This is a genomic window from Helicobacter mastomyrinus, from assembly GCF_039555295.1.
GTDB lineage: Bacteria > Campylobacterota > Campylobacteria > Campylobacterales > Helicobacteraceae > Helicobacter_C > Helicobacter_C mastomyrinus.
On record NZ_CP145316.1, the window covers coordinates 364,554 to 389,992 of the forward strand.

Below are 25,439 nucleotides of genomic sequence, written 5' to 3' on the forward strand. Positions count from 1 at the left end.
AGCCTTTAGCGCTTATCTCTTTTTTCAATGTTTGCTCTTTTAAAGAAATATTTTCGCTTCCCACTTAATTACCACTTTCTTACACTATTTGGTGCGATTTTTATCGTTTTATGCCTTAATCATTCTTTTAATACTACTTTTGATGAACTCGCCACACGTATAGAGCTTTCCTATCTCACGTGGCTTAATGCACTTATCCATATAGGTATTTTAATGCTTGGATTAGAAATTTTATGCCTACGATTTAGTGTGAAGTATATGCTGGGCTTTATCCTGCTACTAAGTAGCGTGTGTGGATTCTATATGGATTCTCTAGGGGTGCTTATCAATGAGGATATTATACAAAGCGTATTAGAAACCCACGCGGATGAAGCCCTCGATATGATAAGTCTTGGATTTATAGGCTATGTAACAATCCTTGGAATCTTGCCCTGCGTGCTTCTTAGTGCTATCAAACTTAAGAAGATTCCATTTATGCAAGCCTGTAAGCAGAAGATATACATACTTGGGATTCTAAGCATATTTATAAGCGCAAGCTACGCAATTTGGGGTAAAGATATTATCTTTGTTTTTAAAGCACAAAAAAGCCTAGCCACTATGCCTAATCCCATTGCCCCCATTCGCTCTACTATTCTTTATATACAGAACTCACAGGAGCGACAATTTACGCCCATACTTATCGCACAAGATGCGCATTTAGCAGCTAATACTCCGCCACAAATCGTCCTCCTTGTGATTGGAGAAAGTGCCAGAAGTGCGAATTTCTCTCTTAATGGTTATCCCAAACCCACAAACCCCTATACAGAATCTTTGAATGTGATAAGCTTTAAAGATTTTTATTCCTGCGGCGTCATTACAGCTATTTCTGTGCCTTGTATGCTTACACACTACACACATAAAACCTACACTCATCGCAACTTATCACTCTATGTTAATAATATCCTTGATATTGCTCAAAGTGTGGGTTATGAAGTATGGTATCTAGGTAATAATGGCGGAAAATGTATAGGGGGCTGTGATAGAAACATAGCCCATAAGATTCTCTACCCAACCGATAGTTTTGATGGAGTAATATTGCCAGATATACAGCACATTATACAAAATGCACAAAAAAGACAAAAACATATTTTTATCATCGCACATCAATACGGCTCTCACGGAGCTTCTTATGTAAATCGCTACCCTGTAGATTTTACATATTTTACTCCCGTATGCACACATAAAGAACTCTCAAAATGCGATTATGAAGAAATAGTCAATGCCTATGATAATACTCTGCGCTATGGAGATTGGGTATTGGCACAAATGATACATATTTTACAAAAAAGCTCTATGCGCTCTATGCTGTGGTATGTGAGCGACCATGGGGAGAGTTTAGGGGAATTGGGGCAGTATATGCACGGGGGCTTAGGCTATAATCTTGCACCAAAATATCAAAAGCATATCCCTTCTATTATGTGGTTTAGCACACAATGGGGACAGCTTCCTAACCTCGCTTTAAACCACATAAATACCACTTTAAACCACGATTATGTATTTCATACATTGTTACATATATTGGGGATACAAACGCAAGATTATGATGAGAATCTTGATATTCTTAAGCCATAGTGTTGGTTTTTGAGCTGGATATTTTGCTCCATATAAAGAGAAATAACAAAAAAACCTTGGAAACAACTACAATTAACACAAAAGCATCAGAGGCAAGATACAAGCCTCTTGCTCAAGAAATATCCTTGACAAAAAAATAAGGTTGTATTATAATAGCGCCCTTTTATGTCGGGGCGTAGCGCAGTCTGGTTAGCGCACTTGGTTTGGGACCAAGGGGTCGAAGGTTCGAATCCTTTCGCCCCGACCATTGCTTCTTTTTATATGGTGGGTGTAGCTCAGCTGGTTAGAGCATCAGGTTGTGGCTCTGAGGGTCGTGGGTTCGAACCCCATCACCCACCCCATATTTTATAACTTTTCAAATGCGTTCGTAGCTCAATTGGATAGAGCACCAGACTTCGGATCTGGGGGTTAGGGGTTCGACTCCCTTCGGGCGTGCCACATTATCGCTTAAAATCGCTACTATTACTATCAAAACAATCAATCTATCGGTCAATAAGTCTTTCAAAACCCAAATAAGATTTAAACTTAAATTTTACAAAAGAAATTCTAGCGGATTACAAAACCAAATCTTTAGTATTTATATAAGAGAATATTAAGAAAGGGAATAACCTCCCCTTGTTGCAGAGGAGGAAAAGAAGTTGAATATATCTTAATTAGTTAAGAAGTCTTAAGATATTTTGCTGGATAGCATTTGCTTGAGAAAGTGCATAGCTACCAGATTGAGCAAGAATATTGAGCTTACTAAACTCTGAACTTTCAGCCGCAAAATCTACTTCACGAATGCCAGATTCAGCAGCCTTAACATTCACTTGAGTAATAGTGATGTTGTTTACTGTGCTTACCATTTGCCCTTGAACAGAACCGAGGTCAGCTCTAATCTTATCAAGCATTTTTTGCGCAGATTCTGCAATATCCATTGTTACCATCGCACCCCTAAGACTTGTCACACCAGCGCCAAGGTCTGCACCACCACTTGCGATAACGGCATTGTAGTTTGCGCCTGAAGCAGATTTTATATCAGCGTTAAATACACCAGTTACATCTCTAAGATTCGCTGTTGTTTGAGCAACTTTTGTTTCATCAGTATAACCTGTTGAGCTGATATTTACACCAGAAATCACAATATCTCTTGCATCAGTTCGCACTAATGAAAGGCGTCCATAGTTAGTAGAGCCATTTGTGATACTTTGCCCACCGTTGAGAGTCTGGATAGCCTGATCACCTTGCCCCTGGACTGCACCAGTCGCCCTCAAATCAATACCGCGTCCATCTGTGCTTCGTAAATTTAAGCGTCCAAGGTTGTCTGTGTAAGCTTCCACACCTGTGTGCATTGTAGCTGCGTTGAAAGCCTGCACTAAACGACCATCGCTATCATTTTTCTTAATTCCAATAATATCACCAATTGAGATACCATTAATCATTACGCCTGCTAAACTTCCACTCGCAATAGATACGTCCGAAGTAGTAATCGCATTTGCTGTGGCACGAATACCTGTCTTATCGGAGTTTTTATTGATAACTTCAGTCAAAACACCTAGACCTGTCCCTGCAGATGAAGAAATTTTCACAGATTCTAGAGTTACGTCATTTACACCATCTACATTCTTAAATGTTATAGTAACATCACCAGAAGCTGTCACTAATGCTCCTGTCTCAATACGCACTTGCCCGATTTTATCAGAAGTAGTCGCACCAATAGAAGCTTTAATAGATTGGTTAGAATACGCACCCACTTGAAACTCTTTATTAGAAAATGCACCAGAGAGCAATGCCATACCATTATAAGTAGTTGTATTCCCAATATTATCCAAACCTTCAATCAAACGTTTAATGTCCATTTGAATCATTGAACGTGATTGCGTGCTTTGCCCATCTTGAGCTGCTTGAACAGCTTTAGTTTTGATAGTATCTAGGATTTTGATTTGCTCATCCATCGCTTTATCCGCGATTTGAATAATCCCCATACCATCATTTGTATTTCTAATAGCTTGCCCCAATGCACTTGCTTGAGAACGCAAACTATCAGCAATTGTCATACCTGAAGCATCATCTGCAGCCTTATTAATACGAAGACCTGAACTCAATTTCTCCATTGAATTTTTAAGATTATATTGAGTAAAGGTAGATTGAGCGTGCGCGTTAAGCGCATTAACGTTAGTATTGACTTGAAAAGCCATAGTGACTCCTTTATGTATTTTTTCCTTAGAGGCGTCCCTGCCTTTAGGTTGAAATACATATCGTTCTACAACAAAAAAACTTTAATTATTTTCAGCAATTTTTTCTCTTTTTAGACATTAGATGATACAAAAGCATAGAATTAAGGTTACTTTTATGGACACTAGAGAGATAAAAATAAGCACTCTTACCGTTTATTTACATAAGTAGTAACCTTGTCATCGCATAATAATCTCTTATAAAGTTTAAAATAAAATTATCTTTTTTGGAGGATACAAACACATGGAAGACATCTTCGACCCCAAATGCTTAACAATGAGTGTGCTTGCCTCACCAAGTATGGCAAACTTTAGCGGAGTAATGCACGGAGGAGAGCTAATGAAGCTCCTCGACCAAGTCGCTTATGCGTGTGCTACGCGATATTGTGGCTGTGGTGTGGTAACTATCGGTGTAGATGGTATGGTGTTTAAGAATCCTATTCCTATTGGTTCTTTAGTGATTTTCCTCGCTTCTGTGAATTATGTAGGGAGTAGTAGCTGTGAAGTAGGGATCAAAGTGATTAGTGAAGATATTAAAAATCGCTTTGTGACACATTGCAATAGTTGCTATTTCACAATGGTAGCCATTGATAGCAATGGCAAAAAGGTGCAGATTCCCCCACTTAACCCCACTACTGAAAACGAAAAAAGACGTTTTGAAGAAGCAAAAAAACGCAAAGAATTTAGAATGAAAATCAAAACAAACGCATAAATATTACTTACAAGACCTAGGCGTTGCTCTTTTAATAATTTCATCTGCCTCATTAGGTAAAAGGCGATTGTTTAGATATGTCTGCATATGAGGGAAAAATGTAAGTAGCACAGGTAATATCTCCCCTGTATTATCTGCTTGCTTTAACGCACTCAGTGCATTTTCATCATTATGAAAAAGAAATTGATTAAGATTCATATCGGCCACTTTTAAGCGATAGTAAATATTGCCATCGGCTGTTTGCTCTAAGACTCGAGAGGGTAGAATATCATCAACCACGAATCCGTTTTCTTTATCAAAATACAAATTATATCCACAAATCTGCTCCTTTGCCTCAAGCACAGCCAAACGCTCACTCACATCTAATTCCTGCGCATAACATTGCTTATCAGCCACGCCCAAAACCATAAAAGTATCAAAATCGATTAAATGCCTTGAAAGCGGTAATTGGCGGAATTGCTCTATATCAAAAACTTCATCAAGCCGAATTTGAAACATTTCTGGGGCAACACCCTCAAAACCTTGCATTTTGTAAGCTTGGTATGTCAAAGCCAGCATAAAACTTATATCGCTTGGATTAAGACATACATCTTTGTGTTCCTCTGCGGTATTTTTCTCTTTAGACATAATACTTCTAATATGTGCATTTTCTTGCGGAGAAAGTACAAGTGGGATTTTTACATAACCTTCTTCTTCCTTTGGTCTATTATCCACAAATGTAATGGCTAGAAACTTACTCTTATCAGTTTGTCCTAAGATAAAAAGCGCATCTTGATATAACTCCTTATCCTTTTCACTCATTACATCATTATATTGTGATATTTCAGCTCGAATAAGACGCAATAACTCTTCAAAATAAACCTGATCTTTATACGTTTGAGACAAAAAATACGCACCTATAAATATCGAAGATATATAGTTTTGGAATAAAGCTGCATCAAACCGATGTTGCGTAATTTGATAGGATTTAAAATCTTTTTGCAAATAGTCTAGCGCTAAAGGAATATTGCTCTGCCCATTATCATCTAAAAACATTAAACTCAAATAATCAAGCCCATAAAGGTAATTTGCTATCAATGTGTTGCTATACACATTCTTCAAAGGATTTTGTGCAATGCTGATGATATCTTGGACTTGGGGGCTATTAAAGCTATGCGTTTTAAATATCTCATAAGCATTTTTTAAATGCTCAATATGTGAATATATATCATCATTGTCCGTTAAGGATTGTGGATACTCAAGGAGTTTTGCCAAGATTCTATCCATAGGGGCTTGTTGTTTGAGAATCTCTTCCTTAAGAAGAGAAAAAGCCTTTTGATATACATCAAAATGTTCTTTTAAAATAAAATCTTTATATTGCTCTAGGTCTGATTCTAGGCTCACACGTACCTGATGCGTGGCTAAATGCTCCATATTTTGATTGATTGCATCTAAATGATATAAGCCATAAAGGGCTAAAAGTCGTGCTTGGATTTGGGATTCTATAATCGTGCTTAATGTACCGCTTCCCTTGGCGCTTTGATATTGCTGCTTAAGTAGTTTATCAAATTCACTACTATCACCCTTATTGTCATTCAAAAACAAAAGACTAAGAGCAAGGACTATATCTGTATCTAAACGTTCTAAAGAAGGGATTTCCATATAAGGCTGTGCTGAAGTGGATAGCACATTCCATTCTCTCTGTGTGCCCAAAACACTCTCAAGCAAAGCGCTCTCTATATAATGAGCCCGATTCTCCTTATATGCTTCATAAAGAAGATGGTGAATTTTATTGCGTTGTTCATCTATGGGTGTAAATTGTGTGCTATCGGCTTGTATCTCTCTAATATCAAAAAAGTGCGTATTTCCGCTTAAAGGTGCATACTGCATAAGAATTTTATCCATAAGGGCATCCAAATTCTCATTGCCTTGGAGTTTAAAGGGTATTTGCCCTTGCTCCTGTGTAGATGAATGCTCCTCTTGGGTTTTACTCTCACCACAAGCCATAAAGCATAAACTCACAATTATGCCTCCTAACATATACATAGCAAATGTTTTCATCGTTTCTTTCCTACTTCACAATCTCTAAAGTAAAACTATGTTCCTCATCACCCACGCGAACGCGTATATCAAGCTCTCCTACCTGCAATACCGAAGGTGAATATATCACAAATCCTCCTCGTGGCATACCTTTAGGTTCTAACGTATTTTTTTGCAATGCGCTTGAGATAATGATAGCACGTTTAGCCCTTTGCTCCTCAAGCTCTATTCGCCGCTGCATTCTCTCACGCGCAGAAAAAACCATATCATTATAAATATAGAATCCTCCTCCCCAATACCCACGATAAATAAAGGGCGAGGCTATCACAACAGATTGGCTTGGTACAGGAGCAGGCGGGATATAAAGATGATAAGATTCTATAATATAGCTATAATCAAAACTGCCACTTTTTATCTCCTCATTGCTTAAAGATGGTAAAAGTTTGCCATTTTGATAGAGTAATACATTGTTTCTATCAAAAATTACTGATTGAGCAGAAAGATTAGCAGCAGATACAAAAAGCGCTAAGGGTATGCTACTAGCACTTCCCACTTTATGCTGCCCTACTTCAAGGCGCACTTTGCTTTTTGTCTTTATGGAATCCACTATCTGCACCCCCTCATTATACAAGGATACATTTGAAACTTCGAGTTTATAAGTCGCACAGGCACTAAAAGCAACACCACACAAACTAAGCAGAGAAAAAAAGGTTATCCTGCATAATGTGTGCTTCATATACCGCCTTTTATCTAGTAATCACTCTCTTTAGCCTTCGCCCCGCCTATACAAAGCAAAATCATAGAAAATAGATTTGCCACCGCCGCACCTACAACAAGTGCTGTAGCGATTTCAATATCCCCAAAAACTTGCAGAAAAATAAAAGCAGGTATGAGATGAAAGTCTGCCACAAGTGAACTAGCAAAAAGCTCAGCTGAAAGGCTATTTTTCACCCCTATACGCAAAGTTGTAGCGATAAAATTAATCGCTGTGGCAATAAAAAGTATAATGATATTATTCTCATACAAAAAACCAAGTGTGAAAGTCAAACTCATCAAGCTAAAAAAGACAAAAAATACCCTACCCCAATCCATATCTTACTCCTTTATAGACGACCTTGCTCATACATCGCACGTAATCGCTTCTTTTCCTCTTGCTTTTTAAGCTTATTAGCTTCTTTTTGATAATACTCATCTAAATTAAACCCAAAGAGCAATGCCAAACGTGGCGCAACAAACATAGAGCTACAAGTAGCCACTATCACGCCCACCAGCATAGGCAGCGAGAATCCTACGATGATTTCACCACCAAAAAGATAAAGTGTAAGCACCACAAAAAACACTGTGAGAGATGTAAGCAATGTCCTTGAAAGCGTGCAAGAAACCGCCTCATTAATCACATATTTCATATCTTTTTGACGCTTAATAAGCATTTGCTCACGAATTCTATCAAAGATAATAATCGTATCATTAATAGAATAGCCAATAATCGTAAGCAGTGCGGCCAAAACATCAAGATTAAAATCCACATTTGCCAATATCACCGCACCAGAGACAATAATCACATCATGCACGAGTGCTAACACACCAGCAAGTGAGAATCTCCACTCATAGCGAAATGAAATATAAACCATCATCGCCACAAGCGCGAGTGTCAAGGCAATAATACCATTTTTCTTTAATTCATCGCCCACCTTAGGACCTACAGAATCCACCCTACGTAGTTCAAAACTCCCACTTGGCTCTAAAAGGGTTACAATATCCTTAGAAATATCCTCATTGGCTTCACTTGGGGTATAAGGGATTTTAAGCAACACCTCCTCCTTAGAACCAAATTCACTTACTTGAGAATTTTTAAATCGCTCATCTTGGGTGAGTAATTCGCGGATTTGTGGCAATGGCGCAGCCCGTGTGTATTGTAACTGCACGATAGAGCCTCCAGCAAAGTCAATGCCTAAATTAAAGCCCTTCAAGCCAAGTAGCACAAATGAAACAATAATCAAAATGCTTGATATAACTAGCCCATAGGAGCTATATTTGACAAAGTCATATACTTTTACTTTCTTAAAAATCTCCATTATTTGCTCCTTAAAGGTGCTTGTGCACTATCTTTAGGAGGGAGTGTAATCCCAAACCACAAAGGGATATTCCCACTCTTTGTAATCCAACCCAAAATAGCCTGATAAATGCCGTGTGTGCCGATAATAGCTGTTAAAATAGACGCGCTTATACCTATGCCCATAGTGATAGCAAAGCCCTTTATCGCTCCACTTCCAAAGCCATAGAGCAGCACAGCGGCAATAAGCGTAGTGAGATTAGAATCAAAAATCGCCCTTGAAGCATTCGCATAACCCATTTCTATGGATTTTGCTATACCAAAGCCCCCGCGTAATGCCTCGCGGATTCTTTCATTGATAATAATATTTGCATCAACTGCCATACCCACCGTTAAGACGATGCCTGCCATACCCGGCAATGTCAAACTCGCACCAAAACACGCCATTACAGCAATAATCAGCACAATATTCACAAATAAGGCAATTACAGCAATCACTCCTGCAAGTGCATAATACATCATCATAAAGACAACCACTAATGCAAATCCGCTAATAAGCGCAATCATTGACGCCCGAATAGAATCTTCGCCCAAGCTTGGTCCCACACTTCGCTTTTCAAGCACTTCCATTGGCGCAGGTAATGCTCCACTTTTAAGCGCAATGGCTAAATCGCTCGCTTCCTCTATGCTAAAACCTCCACTAATTTGTCCGCTTCCTCCGCCGATTCTCTCACGTATCACAGGTGCAGAATACACCTTGCCATCAAGCACAATCGCCATACGCTTGCCTACATTCGCCCCGGAAAATTCGCCAAAAATCTTTGCGCCTTTCGCATCAAGGCTAAAGCTCACAATGGATTGATTATTGTGGTCAAAAGCTGCACGTGCGTCTGTAATCATCGAGCCATCAAGTATAGGCACAGCTTTGAGTAGAATCACTTGATTAGATTGTGCTTTTTTAACACGCACATCATATTCAAGCGATTCTATTTGTGCTTCAAGATTCATATATTGCGTATTGTCCTGTGTGCGAGAATGTGTGGGAATACTTGCCATTTCCTCTTTAAACATAAGAAGCTGCTTTTCAAGCTTTTGCAACTCACTTGTATTAACAAAGGGCAAAATCACATCATTATATTTTTGCGCCTCTAGCTCACTCATCGTGCTTACTCGTGCATTACGCTCCTCATCTACTGCCATCATTTGCAAATGCGCAGGCTTAGCAATCAAATCCCTTGCCCTCTGTTCTTCTTCTATTGTCTTAATACCGGGGAGCTGCACAAGTATATTCTCTTTGCCTTGCTGCGTTACGCTTGGTTCACTCAAGCCAAATTCATCAAGGCGATTGCGAATCGTACCAATAGCTTGAGCTATGGCACTACTTTGAATCTCCTCTTCATATTCAGGTGTGAAAGTGATAAAATACCTACCCTCTCGCTCATTGATATATAGCCCATTAATTCGAGAGAGAATGTCATCAAGCTTAGGTTTTTCATCAATATCAAAAAGCTCAAAGCTCACGCTATCCTCACTTGCCTTAAGATTATCAATGAGAATCTTCTCACGTTTTGTATCAAAATCAATCTGTGAAGCGAGGGAGGCAAATCGCGCTTTAATTGCCTCTTGTGTTTTCACACCCAAAAGGAGGTTTAGCCCACCTTGCAAATCAAGCCCTAAAGAGATTTTACGTCCGCTCATATCGGTAAAAGAGGGCAGAGAAAAAAAAATCCCAAGTAATGCAGCAATTATAAGTGCTAAAAACCTATAATTGAAGCTCTTTTGAGTCGTATGAGAGGGCTGGATATGTTGCTTTGCCATTTACTATGATTCTTGGGTTGTATCGCTCTCATCAAGCTTATAAGCGATGAACTCACGAGAGAGACGAACAATAGTATCATCATTTAAGCGCACACTAAAAAATGTCTTTTCAGGCTTCACAATCTCACAAATCAATCCCCCTGTGGTAATAATCTTATCACCCTTTTGCAATGCGTTAATCATCTCTTGATGTTTTTTTCTTTTCACATTTGCGGGGCGAATAAGAAGTAGATAGAAAATCGCTATAAAAAATACGATAGGAAGTAATGACATTAAAGTCTCTTGCATTCCACCTTGACCTTGCATAAGTAATCCTTTGAGATTAAAATAAAGAGGCTGATTCTATCTTAGAATAGTTAAGATTTAGCTTTGTTTGTGATGAGATGATTTACTACCAAATACAGAGAGCCTAAGATTCCAGCTATACTTGAGGCAAGTAAAATGGCTATTTTTGCCACATTGGCAGATTCTATTTCATCAAAGGCAAGGTTTGAAACAAACATAGACATTGTAAAGCCAATACCAGCAAGCATTCCTGCGCCAAAAATATGACTCCACGATACACCGTGAGGACGAGCGGCGATTTTACATTTTTCGCATAAAAATGTAAGGGCTAAAATCCCCACAGGCTTACCCACAACAAGCCCAAACATAATGCCTAGCATAATATGGTCGATGTGGAAATTCACCTCCCCGCGAATATCTACACCTGCATTAGCAAAGGCAAAAAGCGGCATAATAACAAACGCACATATAGGCTGTAAGGCATGTTCTAAACGCAAAAGCGGATTTTGCACCTTGCTAAAATCTCTTCCCGCCTCATCAATAGCACTCATTTGCTGTGTATCAAGCAAAATATTTTTGCGCTCTTTGTCCTTACTCTCAAAAATCTTTATCATTTGCTGCACGACTTCAATAAACTCTTTACTTTCGATTTTAGGCTTCACGGGAATACAAAATGCTAACGCCACTGCCGCGATAGTAGCGTGAATCCCACTATGATGCACACAAAACCACAATATAATCCCTATACCGATATACACGCCTAAATGACGCACACCGATATGATTCATAAAGCTCAGAATGACAATAATCACTACGGCTAAACCTAAATACATCAAATGCAAACCTTCAGGCGAGGGATAAAATATTGCAATCACAGCGATAGCGCCCAAGTCATCGGCCACAGCAAGTGTTACCAAAAATACTTTGAGGGCTAAAGGCACTCGTTTGCCAAGTAGTAAAATCACGCCTAAAGCAAAGGCGATATCTGTCGCCATAGGGATTCCAAAGCCGTGATAAGAGGGCGTTCCCATATTAAGGGCATAATAAATAATACCGGGTGCGACCATACCACCTATTGCCCCAATAACCGGAAAAGCCGCCTTTTGAAACCCGGATAAATCTCCAAAGAGTATTTCACGTTTGATTTCTAGCCCCACCATAAGGAAGAAAACTGACATTAACACATCATTAATCCAATCGTGAATGCTAAAGCCATAGAATCCTCCAGCAAAACTAAAGCCAAAGGGCTGCTCCCAAAATGTGTGATACAAATGCGATAAGGGAGAGTTTGCCACAATCATTGCACTCACAGCACAGAAAAAGAGAAAAATACCACTAAAAGATTCTGCACGAATAAAACTACTTAAGGCTTGTGAAATTCTATTTTGTTTAGGTTTCATCTTTACTCCTTTATTGTAGGCTTAAATGACACTTTGCGTATCTCTAAGCTTTTGAATCTCATCTTCAATTTTTTGATTTTTATTCTCCTCTATATATTCCTCTTGCTCTTGCTGATTTCTCGTGCTAACATATACTGCCAAAAGCCCAAGTATAGCCGCTATTGAACTTGCTACTAAAATAGAGATTTTAGACATATCAATACTCATCATATCATCTTTATAAGCGAGATTTGCGACAAACATAGACATCGTAAAGCCAATGCCAGAAATCATACCTACTGACAAAATATGCCCATAATTTAGATCTTTTGGACGTGTAGCGAGATTGAGTTTTTCTCCTAAAAAGCAAAATAGAAGTACACCTATGGGCTTGCCTACTACTAAACCTAAAATTGTGCCTAACATCACACTATTAAGACTAATATCAATGCCACTATGGAGTGATACTCCTGCATTAGCAAAGGCAAAAAGCGGTACAAAAAAATATGCACATAAAGGCTGCAATGCCATTTCAAGCCGTATAAGTGGATTTTGCGCATAGCGCGAGTAAGTACCTATGGTATCAAGCATATGCACTAATTGTGAAGTTTTTGCCATATCAATCTTTTTTTCCACATCTTGAGCGAATATAAAATTTTTAATATTTTTTAAGCTTCCTTTCCAAAAACCCATTTTTTCAACTTCTTTAGCGTGAAGAATATCGTCCCAGCCATTTGTGGCTACTTTCATCTTATCGAACTCTTTTAGCATATTGATAAAATATCGTCTATTCACACGTGTTCTCCCCGGGATTGCCATAGCTAAAATCACCGCAGCAATAGTTACGTGAAACCCACTATGATGCACACAAATCCACAACAAAATACCTACTAAAAAATACAGAGATAGATATTTGGTATCACGATAATTAAGATAAATAAGCACCCCTATAAGCAACAATGAAAGATAAATCCACTGCATACTAATATTATCAGAATAAAAAATAGCAATTACAGAAATTGCCCCTAAGTCATCAGCCACAGCAAGCGTTACAAGAAAAATTTTGAGAATCTTAGGCACTTTATCGCCAAGCAACATAATAAGCCCGAGTGCAAAGGCAGTATCCGTGCTCATAGCCACGCCAAAGCCGTGCTGATAGGCTGTGTCAATATTAAAATACAAATAAATCATTACCGGACAAACAATGCCACCAAATGCCGCAAGAAAAGAAAAACTCACTTTTTTGAATCCCGCAAGTTCCCCATAGAGCATTTCACGTTTCATTTCTAATCCCACAAGCAAAAAGAAAAAAGACATCAACACATCATTGATAAATTCCTGCAAACTCATTTTAAAGACAGAATCACCAAAAAATGCCCCAAACTCACTACGAAAAAATTCAAAATACAAATCAGCATAAGAGGAATTTGCTACAAGTATTGCGGCTATCACACAAAAAGCGAGTAGAATCCCCCCGAACGACTCGTGTGTAATAAAGCGATTTAAGCCCTCTTGCAACTTGTCTTTTACATACGAATGTCGGCTGAGCGTAATGGTTGCCTCTAGCATAGAGCAAACTCCTTTAGTTTTATAGTTTAAGAGATGATAATTGTGTGTAATCAATAATTATTTGAGCACATAAAAATTAGAAAAAATTATACTAAAAAATACATTAAATTTTAGCACAAGCTTTTAAAAAATAGTATGTTTTTTGACAAAACTGCCTAGTGCATTTTTACCTAGTAATATTTCAAGTTTCTTTTATAACAAAATAAACTAACAAGAACAAAGAGATGCTCCTAGCTACTTGAATTACGCTGCCTCATAATTTTAGCAAACCTAACTGCTTTTCTTGTTAGCTATCATTTAGTATAAAGAATGTTAAAAACAGGGTTTTACTAGATTTTTACTCACTTCCACCGATGTTATGAAACAAAGTAAATAGGCATCTAAACAAACTGCTTTCTTACAATAGTCTCACTATCAAACCTCAACAAGAGAGTATCTAATTCCTTATAAAATTAAGCATTTGCTAGGTATGCTTTTTTCGCGTTGCTTAGCATAAGTTTTATGCGGTTTTCTTGATTAACTTTTGTCGCGCCCGGATCATAGTCAATAGATACAATATTGCTTTGAGGATTGCCTTCTTTGATAACCTTCATCATACCACGTCCCACAATGTGATTAGGCAGACAACCAAAAGGCTGAGTGCAAACGATATTTTCTACTCCTTGTTCAATAAGTTCGAGCATTTCAGCAGTGAGTAGCCACCCCTCACCCATACTCATTGCTTGAGATACATAGCCATCAGCAAGTTTCTTAGTATGCTTGAAAGGCGCAGGAGCTCTAAATACGCCGTGCTTCTTAATAATCTTAATCATATCTAATTGCTTATTGGCAAAGAACCAATACACCACGCGGTAAATGAGAGACTCTACAAAAGTGCCACCATACATTTTATTTCCCACAATCGTATCATTCACGCAATAGAGGCAAAAATCTAAGAATCCAGGTATTACGACCTCACAATCCTCATTCAAAAGGAAGTCTTCCAAATTATTATTTCCTAGTGGAGAAAATTTAATATAAATCTCACCTACAATACCTACACGTACCTTTTGCTTAGAATCCCTAGGAATTGAGGCAAAATCATCTAAAATAAGCTTTAAATCTTTTTTTAAAACACTATATTTTTTTAAACCCTCATTCGTGCCCTCTGTGGTAATACGACGCACCCATTTATCCACCATCGCATCCGTATCGCCTTTATTTTTCTCATAAGCCCGTGTTTGATTAGCAATATGCATTAACAAATCCCCATATAAAATAGCATTGAGGAAGTTTTGCAACATAGGACGGGTAACGCTAAAACCTTGATTGGATTCTAACCCGCTAAAATTAAGTGAAATCACAGGGATATTACCAAACCCAGCTTTGTTAAGTGCCTTACGCAATAAATAAATATAATTACTTGCTCGACAACCTCCACCTGTTTGCGTGATAAGCAAAGCGACCTTATCCAAATCCCATTTACCACTTTTAAGTGCGTCAATCATCTGCCCAATAACAAGCAAGGCAGGATAGCAAGTATCATTATGCACATTGCGTAATCCCTCATCTACTACGCCTTTTCCATCGTTATGTAGCAATTCAGCCTTATATCCGTGCAAATGCAAGATATTTACAAGTAATTGAAAATGTATGGGCAACATCATAGGCACTAATATCGTGTGTGTTTCCTTCATCTCCGCGGTGAAGGGGACGCGTTTAAGTTCTCTTTTATTTTCTGGCTTAATGATGAGCAATTGAGTATCAGGGCTTTGCCAAGAATTGATATGTGGTGTCATTTTTTGTGTCATAGACTATCCTTTGAAATTAAATTAGGCATTTTCAAGTATGTGGTGTGAACCAAGCAAGACCTTTGCTTTCTTTTGAGCCTGCTTTTCTTCCATAGCACCAAGCAAAGAGCGGATTCTGATCTTTACCGCACCTAGATTACTGATTTCATCGATTTTAAGCTGTGTGTAGAATTTTCCGTGAGATTCTAAAATCTCACGCACTTCATCAGTAGTGATGGAATCTATCCCACAGCCAAAGCTCACTAACTGCACTAACTCTAAATTATCATCACAGCTCACAAAGGCAGCAGCATTATAAAGTCGTGAATGATAGCTCCATTGATTAAGAATGTGAAGTTCTCCCGCTTCTGCTAAATGCCCTACACTATCCTCACTTAGCACGACAAGCCCCAAAGAGTTAATAAGCTTATCAATGCCGTGATTGATTTCTGGGTCAATATGATATGGACGTCCGCATAGCACAATAGCTTTAAGCTTATTTGCTCGGGCAAACTGCAATGCCTTTTCCCCCTGCTCTTTAATATCACTCAACCATTCATCGCGCACCTCATAGGCTTTATTAACCGCTTGTAAGAATGCTTTTTTATCAACGTTTAGATCTTTTTTGAAAAATTCAAAGCCTTTTTTCTTAAACTCCTCTTTTTTATGTAAACCAAAATATGGATAGAAAAATTGCACTTCACGTAATTTATCGACATTGGCATTCAAAAGCTCGGGATAATACGCAACTACAGGGCAGTTGTAGCTATTTGTACTAGTATCTTTATGCTTCTCATCACCTGCAAAACTATAACTCATACAGGGATAAAAGATTTTATCCACGCCTTTTTTGAGGAGGTTTTCAATATGTCCGTGCAATAATTTAGCAGGATAGCACACCGTATCACTAGGAATAGTATGCTGCCCTATGGCAAAGGTTTTACGTGTACTAACATCAGAAACCACCACTTCATAGCCTAGCTCACTAAGCAAAGTATGCCAAAATGGGAGATTCTCATACATATTAAGCCCTAAAGGAATGCCAATTTTTCCCTTTGTAAGATGTGATTTATCCATATTTTCATACGCACAGAGAGATTTGAGTTTATTGAGCTTGTAATCATAGAGATTAGGCAAGAAAAGCAATTTTTTGAATCCCAAAGGCTTATCACAGCGATTGCCCGAAATAAACTTTTTACCCTCGCCAAAGCGATTAATGGTTAGTTGGCAGTTATTACCACAAATCTTGCACACACTTGCTGTTGCAGTATGCTTAAATGACGATAGTTCTTCTTTATTCATCGTAGTAGAATGCTCTAAGCCCAAAGCCTTAGCGTATAATGCCGCGCCAAATGCACCCATTAAGCCACTAATCTTAGGACGCACCACTTCCCTACCGATTTCTTTCTCAAAGCTCCTTAACACCGCGTTATTGAGGAATGTCCCACCTTGCACAACAATTTGCTTCCCTAAATCATCTGCATCACGAGCGCGTATCACTTTATAGATGGCGTTTTTTACCACACTCATAGATAGCCCTGCGCTAATATCCTCAATACTTGCGCCCTCTTTTTGCGCTTCTTTAACCGAGCTATTCATAAACACCGTACAACGACTGCCTAGCTCCACAGGGTGCTTAGATTCCAATCCTAACTTTGAAAAAGTCTGTATATCATATCCCATTGATTTTGCAAACGTCTCAATGAAGCTCCCGCATCCAGAGCTACACGCTTCATTAAGCATAATAGAATCAATAGTTTGATTTTTGATATAAAAGCATTTCATATCCTGTCCGCCAATATCGATGATAAAATCTACCTTAGGATTAAAATGCTTAGCAGCCTTTAAATGCGCCATTGTCTCCACAAGCCCTGAATCAAGGGTAAATGCAGCCTTTATAAGCTCTTCCCCATAGCCTGTAACCGCACTGCCTTTAATGTGAATCTTATCACCAAAATGCGTATAAATGTAGTTGAGTTGAGAGGAAATCACTTCTACGGGATTGCCCTTATTAGAATTGTAGTATTGATACACAATTGCATTGTTATTATCGAGCATTACAAGCTTTGTTGTTGTGCTACCACAATCTATGCCGATATAAACATCAATTTTTTGATAATTATTTGCCTCATAGGCTTTCTCAATGTCTATTTCCTCTACATTTGCACTCTCGTGTCGCGCGATAAAAGCATCATAATCGGCACTTGAAGCAAAAAGAGGTTCAAGATATTTATTTGTCGAAGCAGCCTTTTTACTTGACTCTAATGCTGCAATCAGTGAGGCGCAAGTATAAGTTTTCTCTAAATTGCGCGCTTCAAGCGAAACGCCAATGGCTACTGCATATTGTGCGAAATCAGGGAAAATGGCGTGCTCCTCATCAAGTTTAAGCGTTTTGGCAAATCGCTCCTGCAAACCTTTATAATAAAAGAGTGGTCCTCCAAGGAACAGAATCTTGCCCTCAATCTTGCGCCCTTGCGCTAATCCTGTGATAGTTTGATCCACTACCGCTTGAAAGATACTCGCGCTAATATCCTCTTTATTCACACCTTGATTCAAAAGTGGTTGCACATCAGTTTTGGCAAACACACCACAACGTGAAGCCACAGGATAGATTTTTTGGCATTGAAGCGAGAGAGCGTCAAACTCTTGTGGGGTAACTGCTAGAAGCGTTACCATTTGGTCGATAAACGCACCTGTCCCACCTGCACACGAGCCATTCATACGTTCCTCTGTGCCACCTGTGAGAAATATAATCTTTGCATCTTCTCCGCCTAGCTCAATTACCGCATCGGCATCAGACACAAGATGCTTGACTGCTGTAGCAGTGGCAAAGACCTCTTGCACAAAATCAATCCCACTTGCTTTGCAAATACCAAATCCAGCAGAACCAGAAATGGCTACTTTAAGCTCCCTATCACCGACTATATCAGTGATTTTTTGCACGATCTCTATGCTTTTTTCACGCACCTTTGAATAATGCCTCTCATAAGATTGAAAGATAATTTCATCATTATCCATTAGCGCGACTTTTGCTGTTGTGCTTCCTATATCAATACCTAATGTTAAGCTCATAAAATCCTGCCTGAGTGAAATCTTAAAATGTCCCATAATACAAGAAAAAAATTAACAACAGCAGATTTTGAGAATCCCCTTATTAATGTGTATCCATACTGAAGAATCAATATCGATAAAACTTTTACATTTGTAGCAAAGGAGATTAGCATTTTGCAAAGCGATAAGTTCTTTTTGTCTAATAGAGGCATTAGATTCTAAAAGCTCTAACCACTGGTGAGAAAACACATAAACACTCAATGTGCTATTAATCACCTCTCCTTCACGCATTTGTTGTAAAATATACTTACACATTGGGCAAAGTTCAAGCGGATAATCATTATAAAATGCTACTTCACTCATACCCTGCTTAATGCTTACATTAAAAGCATTTTTCTTAGCTATCTTAGCGATATAGTGGCGGTTTGAGAGTGTTTGAGCTCTATTTACTAGATTAAAATTATTTTGTATCTCATCACACATACAAAAATGCAGTTTGGGTAACCCATAGGCTTGCGACTGCTTATAGCTAATACAATTTTCATATAAAAATACAGGTGTAAGGATACCATCGCTTAAAAGCGTATAAATAAAATAATGTCCAAAGACTATATCTAAAAGTCTCGTGTGAATGCCAGATTCATAAAGTGCATCTTGCAAAGTCTCTTTAATAACTGCTTTTTGAGTGTTTTGCAAAGTATGCAATGTCTTAGGGAGGAGCATTATGCCCCTCTACTCATACAATTGCGTTCGATAATATCACATAAAATATGTATGACTAAAATATGTAACTCTTGGATTCTGGGCGTATCATTATCAGGCATAATAAGATTAATATCACTCATATCATTAAGCTTCCCTCCATCGCGTCCGCTTAATCCTATAATGGCACAACCCATATTACGTGCTACTTGTGCAGCATTTAACACATTAGCGGAATTACCACTTGTAGAAATACCAAAAAAAACATCGCCCTTTTGCGCGAGGGCTTCTACTTGACGTGAAAATACATATTCAAAGCCATAGTCATTGCCAATAGCCGTAAGTGCAGAAGTATCCACACTTAGCGCGATACCCGCCAAGCCTTTGCGTTCTTGTTTATAGCGTCCTGTAAGCTCTGCAGCAAAATGCTGTGCATCAGCGGCAGACCCACCATTGCCACAGATGAGAATCTTCCCGCCTTTTTCTAAACATTGCGTAAGTAATGTAGCGGCTTTTTGCAACTCTGCTGTGAGAGAAAAAATTTTTTGTGCGCTTTGTAAATGTGCGTTAAATTCGGCTTCTATGAGTTTTTGCATAATGCACTCCTTTGTATGGATTCTATAATATTTGTTGTAGAGTAGCCCTCTACAAAATCTATCAGCACGACTTCTTTAGCATATTCTTTGCCTACCACTTCTTTATTATGATAATCGCCACCTTTAACAAGCACATCGGGCTTAATGACTTTGATAAGTTCTAAAGGCGTCTCCTCACTAAAGCTCACCACACAATCCACACATTCAAGCGCAGCTAACATAAAGGCGCGATTTTCTAGGGTATTAATAGGGCGGGATTCACCTTTGAGGGCTTTTACAGAGCTATCATCATTAATCCCCACAATCAGCATATCACCTAGCCCACGTGCGCGGTCAAGGTAAGCCAAATGCCCCCTATGCAAAATATCAAAGCAACCATTGGTAAAGACGATTTTGCTTTGTTTCAAACCTTTTAATATACCGATGAGTTGGGCTTTAGAGACGATTTTTGAGGCTATATGCTGTCGTAAATTGGTAGATTGGGTATGGAGATAGGTCATAATCTCACTATGAGTAGCCACAGCACTACCTACCTTACCTACTACCACCGCAGCAGCAGTATTAGCAAACTCACACGCCTTTAATATATCACACCCACTGCTTAAAGCAAAGCCAAGAGCAGCGATTACCGTATCTCCCGCACCTGTTACATCATACACTTCTTTTGCCTTTGTAGGTATGCGCTCCATCGCATTATCTGCAAATACACCTATACCATCTTCACTTAGGGTAATTATTGAATGCGTGAGATTGCATATCTCTTTAAGCGCCATTCCTGCGTGGATAAGGGTAGATTCATCAGTGATATTTATGCCTGTGGCAAGTTGGGCTTCTTTTTTATTAGGAGTGAGCAGTGTCGCGCCACTATATTTACGATAATCCTGTCCCTTAGGGTCACATAGCACGAGTTTAGATTTACTCTTTGCATAGTTGATAATAAATTGTGTCAGTTCCTCACTCAATAAGCCCTTATTATAATCGGAGATAATCACGCAATCCACCATATCAAGCACCGCGTGAAGCCGCTGCATAATATTATTTTGAATCTCATCATCAATAGGCTTTTTGCTTTCCCTATCCACACGTAGTACTTGTTGATTAGCGATGATAATGCGCGTCTTTTTGGTCGTAGGACGTGTGGTATCTACAAAGAGATATGAAATATCCACCCCCATAGATTCTAGCTTGTCCCCTAGCCATAACCCTGCATCATCACTTCCTACTACACCACATACAAATACCTTTGCATTGAGCGCATTCAAATTATGTGCGACATTACACGCCCCACCTAAGCGATTGCTCTCATCTTTGACATCTACCACTTGCACAGGGGCTTCGGGCGAGATTCTTTCGCAATTCCCCCACACATAATGATCAATCATCAAATCACCCACAACAAGGATTTTAGGACTTTTAGATTCTAAATGAAACATCAACTTACCGCCTTAGAGTTGCAAAAATATTTTGAATCTCCTTCATATATGCTTCAATCCCTTGCTCTAGGTTAAATCGTGGCGTATAAGAGAGATGTTCTTTTGTAGCACTTATATCTGCTTCTGTGTGCGTTTGGAAAAAGCTATAAGGATTCTCAAAATATTCTATTTCAAAATCCCCCAAATGCTCTTTAAGACAAGCCACAATATCATTAAAGCTTCTCGCCTCGCCACTGCCGACATTATAAATACCACTTTTAGCAGATTCTAGGGCTTTGACATTAGCTTGGACTACATCTTTGATAAATACAAAATCACGTTTTTGTTCGCCGTGCTTAAAAAGCCGCACTTTCTTATGCTCTAAGGCTTGGAGGGAAAGCTGCAAAATCATAGAGGCTGTTTTACCTTTATGAAATTCTCTATTTCCATAAACATTAAAATAGCGCAAGCCTATAATAGGGCAAGAAGGGTCGCTCTCAAGGATTTTTCTCACATAATTATCCATACAAAGCTTAGAATAGCCATAGACATTTTCGGGTATTTCACCGCTACCTACGATATTTGGCGCGGGAGAATTACCATAAGTCCCCGCAGATGAGGCATAAATCATCATTGCTTGAGAGCTATTAGCAAGCTCAAGCAAATGCAAGAATGCCTCATAATTTGCCTTCATCACTAGCTCTTGATTCTGCACGGTAGTATCAGATATAGCAGCCTGATGAAAAATCACATCAAAATCATAATCTTTTAGCTTTTGCAAATCTCGCGTATTAGTAATATCCCCTACGATGATATTGCCTTTAAATTTAATAAGATTCTTAAAATGTCCTAGAGATGTAGGATTCCCACTAGGGAATAGCTCACCATCACGGAATTTATCAAACACATAAACTTGAGCATTGGGGTGGTGCTTTTGAAAATACATCGCAAGATTACTCCCGATGAATCCAGCCCCACCGGTAATAAGAATCTTCTTTTCTACTAAATCATCATAAATATATTTCATACCTGCTACCTTTAGAGCGAATTTTGTGCTTTTATTATACTATGGAGTTCTTGCAAAGTGGCAACCTTTTGGATATTTTTGAGTGAATTATCCCCTATATCTTCTGTGCCTAGTAGAAATTTCCCATTGATATGGGCATTTTGCGCACATTGCATATCTGTGATTTTATCTCCTATAAAAAAAGATTGCGCCAAATTAATGGAGAAATCCCTACAAGCGGCTTCAATCATACCAATTTTAGGTTTGCGACAGGCGCAATTTGCCTCCGGTGAGTGCGGACAAAAATAGATTCTATCAAAGCCAAAGCCAATCTTTTCTATCAAGCATTGCTGCATATACTGATGGAGGCTCCCTAACTGCTCTTGCGTATAGTAACCTCGCGCGATGCCGGATTGATTAGTCATCACAAGCAAGAGATAGCCCTGTGCCTTAAGCGTAGAGAGAAGCTCAAAGATTCCATCACAAAAGATAAAATCCGTCTGCTTATACACATAGCCTAAGTCTTTATTAATCACACCATCTCTATCAAAAAACGCACATTTTTGCATCATTATCTCCTACACTCTACTCTTCTATCATTTTTTGCTACTGCGATTTTCACCGCGTTTGCAAAGTGAGTTTCAAAGGTTAGCTTCTCTATTTCTATACTATTATAACCAAAACACCGCATTACGCTAAGCGAATCCAAATTGCTATTTAAAAATGTTATATTGCTCAATTTAGACATTTAATAAGACGATGGGTTTTTAGCAAATGACAAAAACCATATAAATCTCTGCTTGCTGCCTTTATGTTTGCAAACTTAACAACACCTATAAAAACCCTTATTCCCTCAATGTAGTGCGCAAAAAGCCATAAAGAGCATTTTGCAATACAAAAATGGAATGCACAATAAGATAAATATCACTCTCTTTGAGTAAAAACCTCTCGTCTTCATCAGTTTTGAAATAATACGGTTTAGAATCAAGCATAGAACAAAGCATTTCATAGCGCACACGCAAAGCTTTCAAATCATTTTTCAAAAGCACATCGCACATATTCGCCTTAGGAGCAAAACTTTCACATAATAAAAATGTCAGTTCTTTGAGTTGAGAAAAATTATCTTGCAAGGTAGCAAATCCCTGCAAAATATGCTCTGTATAGCGTCTCTTGTCTTCCTTGCTTTGTCTAATAAGTATAAAAAGCTCATCAAGCTGCCGCACAAGCTGATTTTGATGGACTAGAATTTGGCTTTGGGATTGCTCTAAATCTATCATCAAAGCAGTAAAAGACTTTAGACATAGTATCGTTTGAGGGAGTAGCTCATCAGCACTATATCGCGGATAAAGTATCTTAGAAGCAAAAAAAGCAAATAAAAATCCTAGCAAAATATCACCAAATCGATATACAATAAGCGTAATAAAATCACTATCCACAAAGGCAAACATTAACACAAACTCGAGCATTAACACAAGCGACCATAGCACAAAAGGATAAGTCTTAAAATACACGACCAAAAAAAGATTAACGATAAAAATACCCAAGAGCAAAGGAGATTCCCACAATGTCAATACCAATATCACACCAAGTATTAAGCCACATAAGCTTCCTAAAATAGAATCTTTGCCCACTGTCTTAATCGTGCTGATATTAGGATGCATCATAGATACTACCCCAAGGGCAATCCACGCCCCGTGAGTGATATGAAAAAACTGTGCACAAAACATCGCACCACCTATTGCCCCCGCATAGCGAATCCCATAAAAAAATGGCATAGGGTTATCTTTAAGGGATTCATACATCTCTTTAAGGCTCTTGGGTGTAGTATTTTCTACAAAGGCAAGAGATTGCAAAGATGAAAGCTGTGTAAAGGATTCTATTTTAGAATAAAAGATTTTTAGCGCGTCAATCCATTGGGAGTTGGCATTATGCTTAAGCGCATATTGAAGTGAATGCTTGGTAATCATAGGTTTTTTGCCATAAAAGATATGTGAGAGTTCTTTAAGATTATAAGCCATTTCTTCTTGTGCCATTTTTAATGCTGTTTTATCTTTTAATGCTACCTCATCGTGCAAAAAATAATAATTCATTAAATCTAGCACATAATACACACTTTCTAATTTATAAATATAAAAAAGGGCACGTTTGTGGTTTTTGATAAGATGAGCGTCTTTAATTTTAGCAGAAGTGGAAGTGAGCTTTGATTTAAGCAAAGAAATATGATTGATTGATTGCGTTTTGAGCGTTTCATAATTATCTGTACCAAGATTCTCACACATCATAGAGAGTTCAAAGAGTTGAGCGACAAATTGCGTTTGGACAAATCTCCCATACTGCCCAAAGGATATAAAAAGTCGCACACCAATGCTTACGCTCCCACCTATAAGGGCAGCAGTGATACACTGCCATAATGGTACTTCAGGGTGTGAGCCTACAAAGATGATAGCCACAAGTGCATTAATGAGAGCTAAAGTAAGCACCTTAGGCAAATCGCTATCATACACTTCACTTATACCAATACTAAAAGCAAGGAGCATAGAGGGCAAGATAAGCCATAAACTATCCTCCCATATACCAAAAATCGGTATAAGTCCACAGACAAAAAGCACAAACAACACAAGATATTTCCAATCCATATCTTTGTTGCTCTTAAATCCATTGAGAAAAAATACATACATTGCCATCATCACTGCCCAAATCAGCACATCGCTTCCTAGCAAGATATAGCAAAATCCTCCACTTATGCAAATAGCAATCATCGCCTTAAAGGCATAAAAGAGGCTAAAAAACCCCGCATCATAGACATAAATAAAACGTCTAAAGATGAGTTTGTAAAAAGCAGCAAGCATTATTTTTTGTAATAATCCCCACTTGCACTCACGCACTGCTGCGTGCATTCATTAGCATTGCAAATTGTGTGGCATTCTACACTTTGAAAATTACCAATGGGCTTCTTTTTGCCACTACATGCACTAAAAAATACAGCCAAAAACGCCACACATACGCCAATATATAAAGCTTTCATCACTTCCTCCTTATCAATTTCAAATACTTAAATTATAAGCAAGCTTAATTCCTAAAATATATTGTAATGCCATAGAGTTATAAATTTACAAATATAGTTATTATGGCAAGGCTACTGCTATGATTTTTCCCGCTTAGAAAATACTCCCCCCCCCCCTTTTTTTTCCACAAACAAGGAAAAAGAAATAATATAAGCGCTACAGGGAAGAGAGGGAGACTA

At 38.4% G+C, this 25,439-nt stretch carries 20 protein-coding genes and 3 tRNA genes; 5 read left to right on the forward strand and 18 right to left on the reverse strand.

The features are described 5' to 3' along the window. Positions 1-27: 27 nt before the first annotated feature. The 4 genes from V3I05_RS01825 (at position 28) to V3I05_RS01840 (ending at position 2,049) form a co-directional block, all read left to right on the forward strand. On the forward strand, positions 28-1,611 hold the full coding sequence (locus tag V3I05_RS01825; RefSeq protein WP_343353836.1) for a phosphoethanolamine transferase: 1,584 nt from the start codon (positions 28-30) through the stop codon (positions 1,609-1,611). Positions 1,612-1,780: 169 nt separating this feature from the next. Then, positions 1,781-1,858: transfer RNA gene (locus V3I05_RS01830), tRNA-Pro, on the forward strand. Positions 1,859-1,875: 17 nt separating this feature from the next. Beyond that, a tRNA-His gene (locus V3I05_RS01835) sits at positions 1,876-1,952 on the forward strand. Between the two features lie 20 nt (positions 1,953-1,972). After that, positions 1,973-2,049: transfer RNA gene (locus V3I05_RS01840), tRNA-Arg, on the forward strand. Between the two features lie 215 nt (positions 2,050-2,264). Here the strand turns inward: V3I05_RS01840 and V3I05_RS01845 are convergent. Further along, entirely contained in the window at positions 2,265-3,788 is a 1,524-nt protein-coding gene (locus V3I05_RS01845) for a flagellin A (protein WP_295700120.1), read from the reverse strand. Positions 3,789-4,068: 280 nt separating this feature from the next. Here V3I05_RS01845 and V3I05_RS01850 point away from each other — a divergent pair, with 280 nt between their 5' ends. Then, complete coding sequence (locus V3I05_RS01850) at positions 4,069-4,536, forward strand: acyl-CoA thioesterase (protein WP_295700117.1); 468 nt, start codon at positions 4,069-4,071, stop codon at positions 4,534-4,536. Positions 4,537-4,539: 3 nt separating this feature from the next. Here the strand turns inward: V3I05_RS01850 and V3I05_RS01855 are convergent, their stop codons facing one another. The 17 genes from V3I05_RS01855 to V3I05_RS01935 form a co-directional block, all read right to left on the reverse strand. Further along, positions 4,540-6,576, reverse strand: coding sequence for a hypothetical protein (locus V3I05_RS01855; RefSeq protein WP_343353838.1), 2,037 nt, complete (start codon positions 6,574-6,576; stop codon positions 4,540-4,542). A gap of 10 nt (positions 6,577-6,586) precedes the next feature. Next, positions 6,587-7,291, reverse strand: a complete 705-nt coding sequence (locus V3I05_RS01860; RefSeq protein WP_300446733.1) for a hypothetical protein — start codon at positions 7,289-7,291, stop codon at positions 6,587-6,589. A gap of 14 nt (positions 7,292-7,305) precedes the next feature. Further along, a complete protein-coding gene (locus tag V3I05_RS01865) occupies positions 7,306-7,647 on the reverse strand; it encodes a DUF6394 family protein (protein ID WP_295700112.1) in 342 nt (113 codons plus the stop codon). An 11-nt stretch (positions 7,648-7,658) separates the two neighbouring features. Beyond that, entirely contained in the window at positions 7,659-8,630 is a 972-nt protein-coding gene (gene secF, locus V3I05_RS01870; RefSeq protein ID WP_300732940.1) for a protein translocase subunit SecF, read from the reverse strand. Further along, the gene (gene secD / locus V3I05_RS01875) at positions 8,630-10,426 is read right to left on the reverse strand and encodes a protein translocase subunit SecD (protein ID WP_295700108.1); all 1,797 of its coding nucleotides are present in this window, start codon (positions 10,424-10,426) and stop codon (positions 8,630-8,632) included. Before secD ends, secF begins: the two co-directional genes overlap by 1 nt. 3 nt (positions 10,427-10,429) lie before the next feature. Continuing rightward, the gene (gene yajC / locus V3I05_RS01880; protein ID WP_295700106.1) at positions 10,430-10,732 is read right to left on the reverse strand and encodes a preprotein translocase subunit YajC; all 303 of its coding nucleotides are present in this window, start codon (positions 10,730-10,732) and stop codon (positions 10,430-10,432) included. A gap of 50 nt (positions 10,733-10,782) precedes the next feature. Continuing rightward, positions 10,783-12,111 carry a sodium/proton antiporter NhaA gene (gene nhaA, locus V3I05_RS01885; RefSeq protein WP_300446740.1) on the reverse strand — a complete coding sequence of 443 codons (1,329 nt, stop codon included), beginning with the start codon at positions 12,109-12,111 and terminating at the stop codon, positions 10,783-10,785. Positions 12,112-12,132: 21 nt separating this feature from the next. Then, a complete protein-coding gene (gene nhaA / locus V3I05_RS01890; RefSeq protein WP_343353839.1) occupies positions 12,133-13,659 on the reverse strand; it encodes a Na+/H+ antiporter NhaA in 1,527 nt (508 codons plus the stop codon). A gap of 452 nt (positions 13,660-14,111) precedes the next feature. Further along, positions 14,112-15,449, reverse strand: a complete 1,338-nt coding sequence (locus V3I05_RS01895; protein WP_300446745.1) for a 2-hydroxyacyl-CoA dehydratase — start codon at positions 15,447-15,449, stop codon at positions 14,112-14,114. Between the two features lie 21 nt (positions 15,450-15,470). Next, positions 15,471-18,500 carry an acyl-CoA dehydratase activase gene (locus V3I05_RS01900; protein WP_295700096.1) on the reverse strand — a complete coding sequence of 1,010 codons (3,030 nt, stop codon included), beginning with the start codon at positions 18,498-18,500 and terminating at the stop codon, positions 15,471-15,473. A 51-nt stretch (positions 18,501-18,551) separates the two neighbouring features. Continuing rightward, positions 18,552-19,202 carry a hypothetical protein gene (locus tag V3I05_RS01905; RefSeq protein WP_295700094.1) on the reverse strand — a complete coding sequence of 217 codons (651 nt, stop codon included), beginning with the start codon at positions 19,200-19,202 and terminating at the stop codon, positions 18,552-18,554. After that, a complete protein-coding gene (gene gmhA / locus V3I05_RS01910; protein WP_295700091.1) occupies positions 19,202-19,777 on the reverse strand; it encodes a D-sedoheptulose 7-phosphate isomerase in 576 nt (191 codons plus the stop codon). The genes V3I05_RS01905 and gmhA overlap by 1 nt, the downstream gene beginning before the upstream one ends. Next, positions 19,762-21,210 carry a D-glycero-beta-D-manno-heptose-7-phosphate kinase gene (gene rfaE1, locus V3I05_RS01915; RefSeq protein WP_300446858.1) on the reverse strand — a complete coding sequence of 483 codons (1,449 nt, stop codon included), beginning with the start codon at positions 21,208-21,210 and terminating at the stop codon, positions 19,762-19,764. Before rfaE1 ends, gmhA begins: the two co-directional genes overlap by 16 nt. Before the next feature lie 4 nt (positions 21,211-21,214). After that, the gene (gene rfaD / locus V3I05_RS01920; RefSeq protein WP_300732947.1) at positions 21,215-22,216 is read right to left on the reverse strand and encodes an ADP-glyceromanno-heptose 6-epimerase; all 1,002 of its coding nucleotides are present in this window, start codon (positions 22,214-22,216) and stop codon (positions 21,215-21,217) included. Positions 22,217-22,227: 11 nt separating this feature from the next. Next, positions 22,228-22,764 (reverse strand): D-glycero-alpha-D-manno-heptose-1,7-bisphosphate 7-phosphatase, encoded by a 537-nt coding sequence (locus V3I05_RS01925; RefSeq protein WP_300446749.1) that lies wholly within the window; start codon positions 22,762-22,764, stop codon positions 22,228-22,230. Positions 22,765-23,040: 276 nt separating this feature from the next. Continuing rightward, positions 23,041-25,092: an FUSC family protein gene (locus V3I05_RS01930; RefSeq protein ID WP_300446751.1), complete on the reverse strand. Its 2,052-nt coding sequence runs from the start codon at positions 25,090-25,092 to the stop codon at positions 23,041-23,043. Continuing rightward, a complete protein-coding gene (locus V3I05_RS01935; protein WP_295700079.1) occupies positions 25,044-25,220 on the reverse strand; it encodes a hypothetical protein in 177 nt (58 codons plus the stop codon). The genes V3I05_RS01930 and V3I05_RS01935 overlap by 49 nt, the downstream gene beginning before the upstream one ends. Between the last annotated feature and the right edge of the window lie 219 nt (positions 25,221-25,439).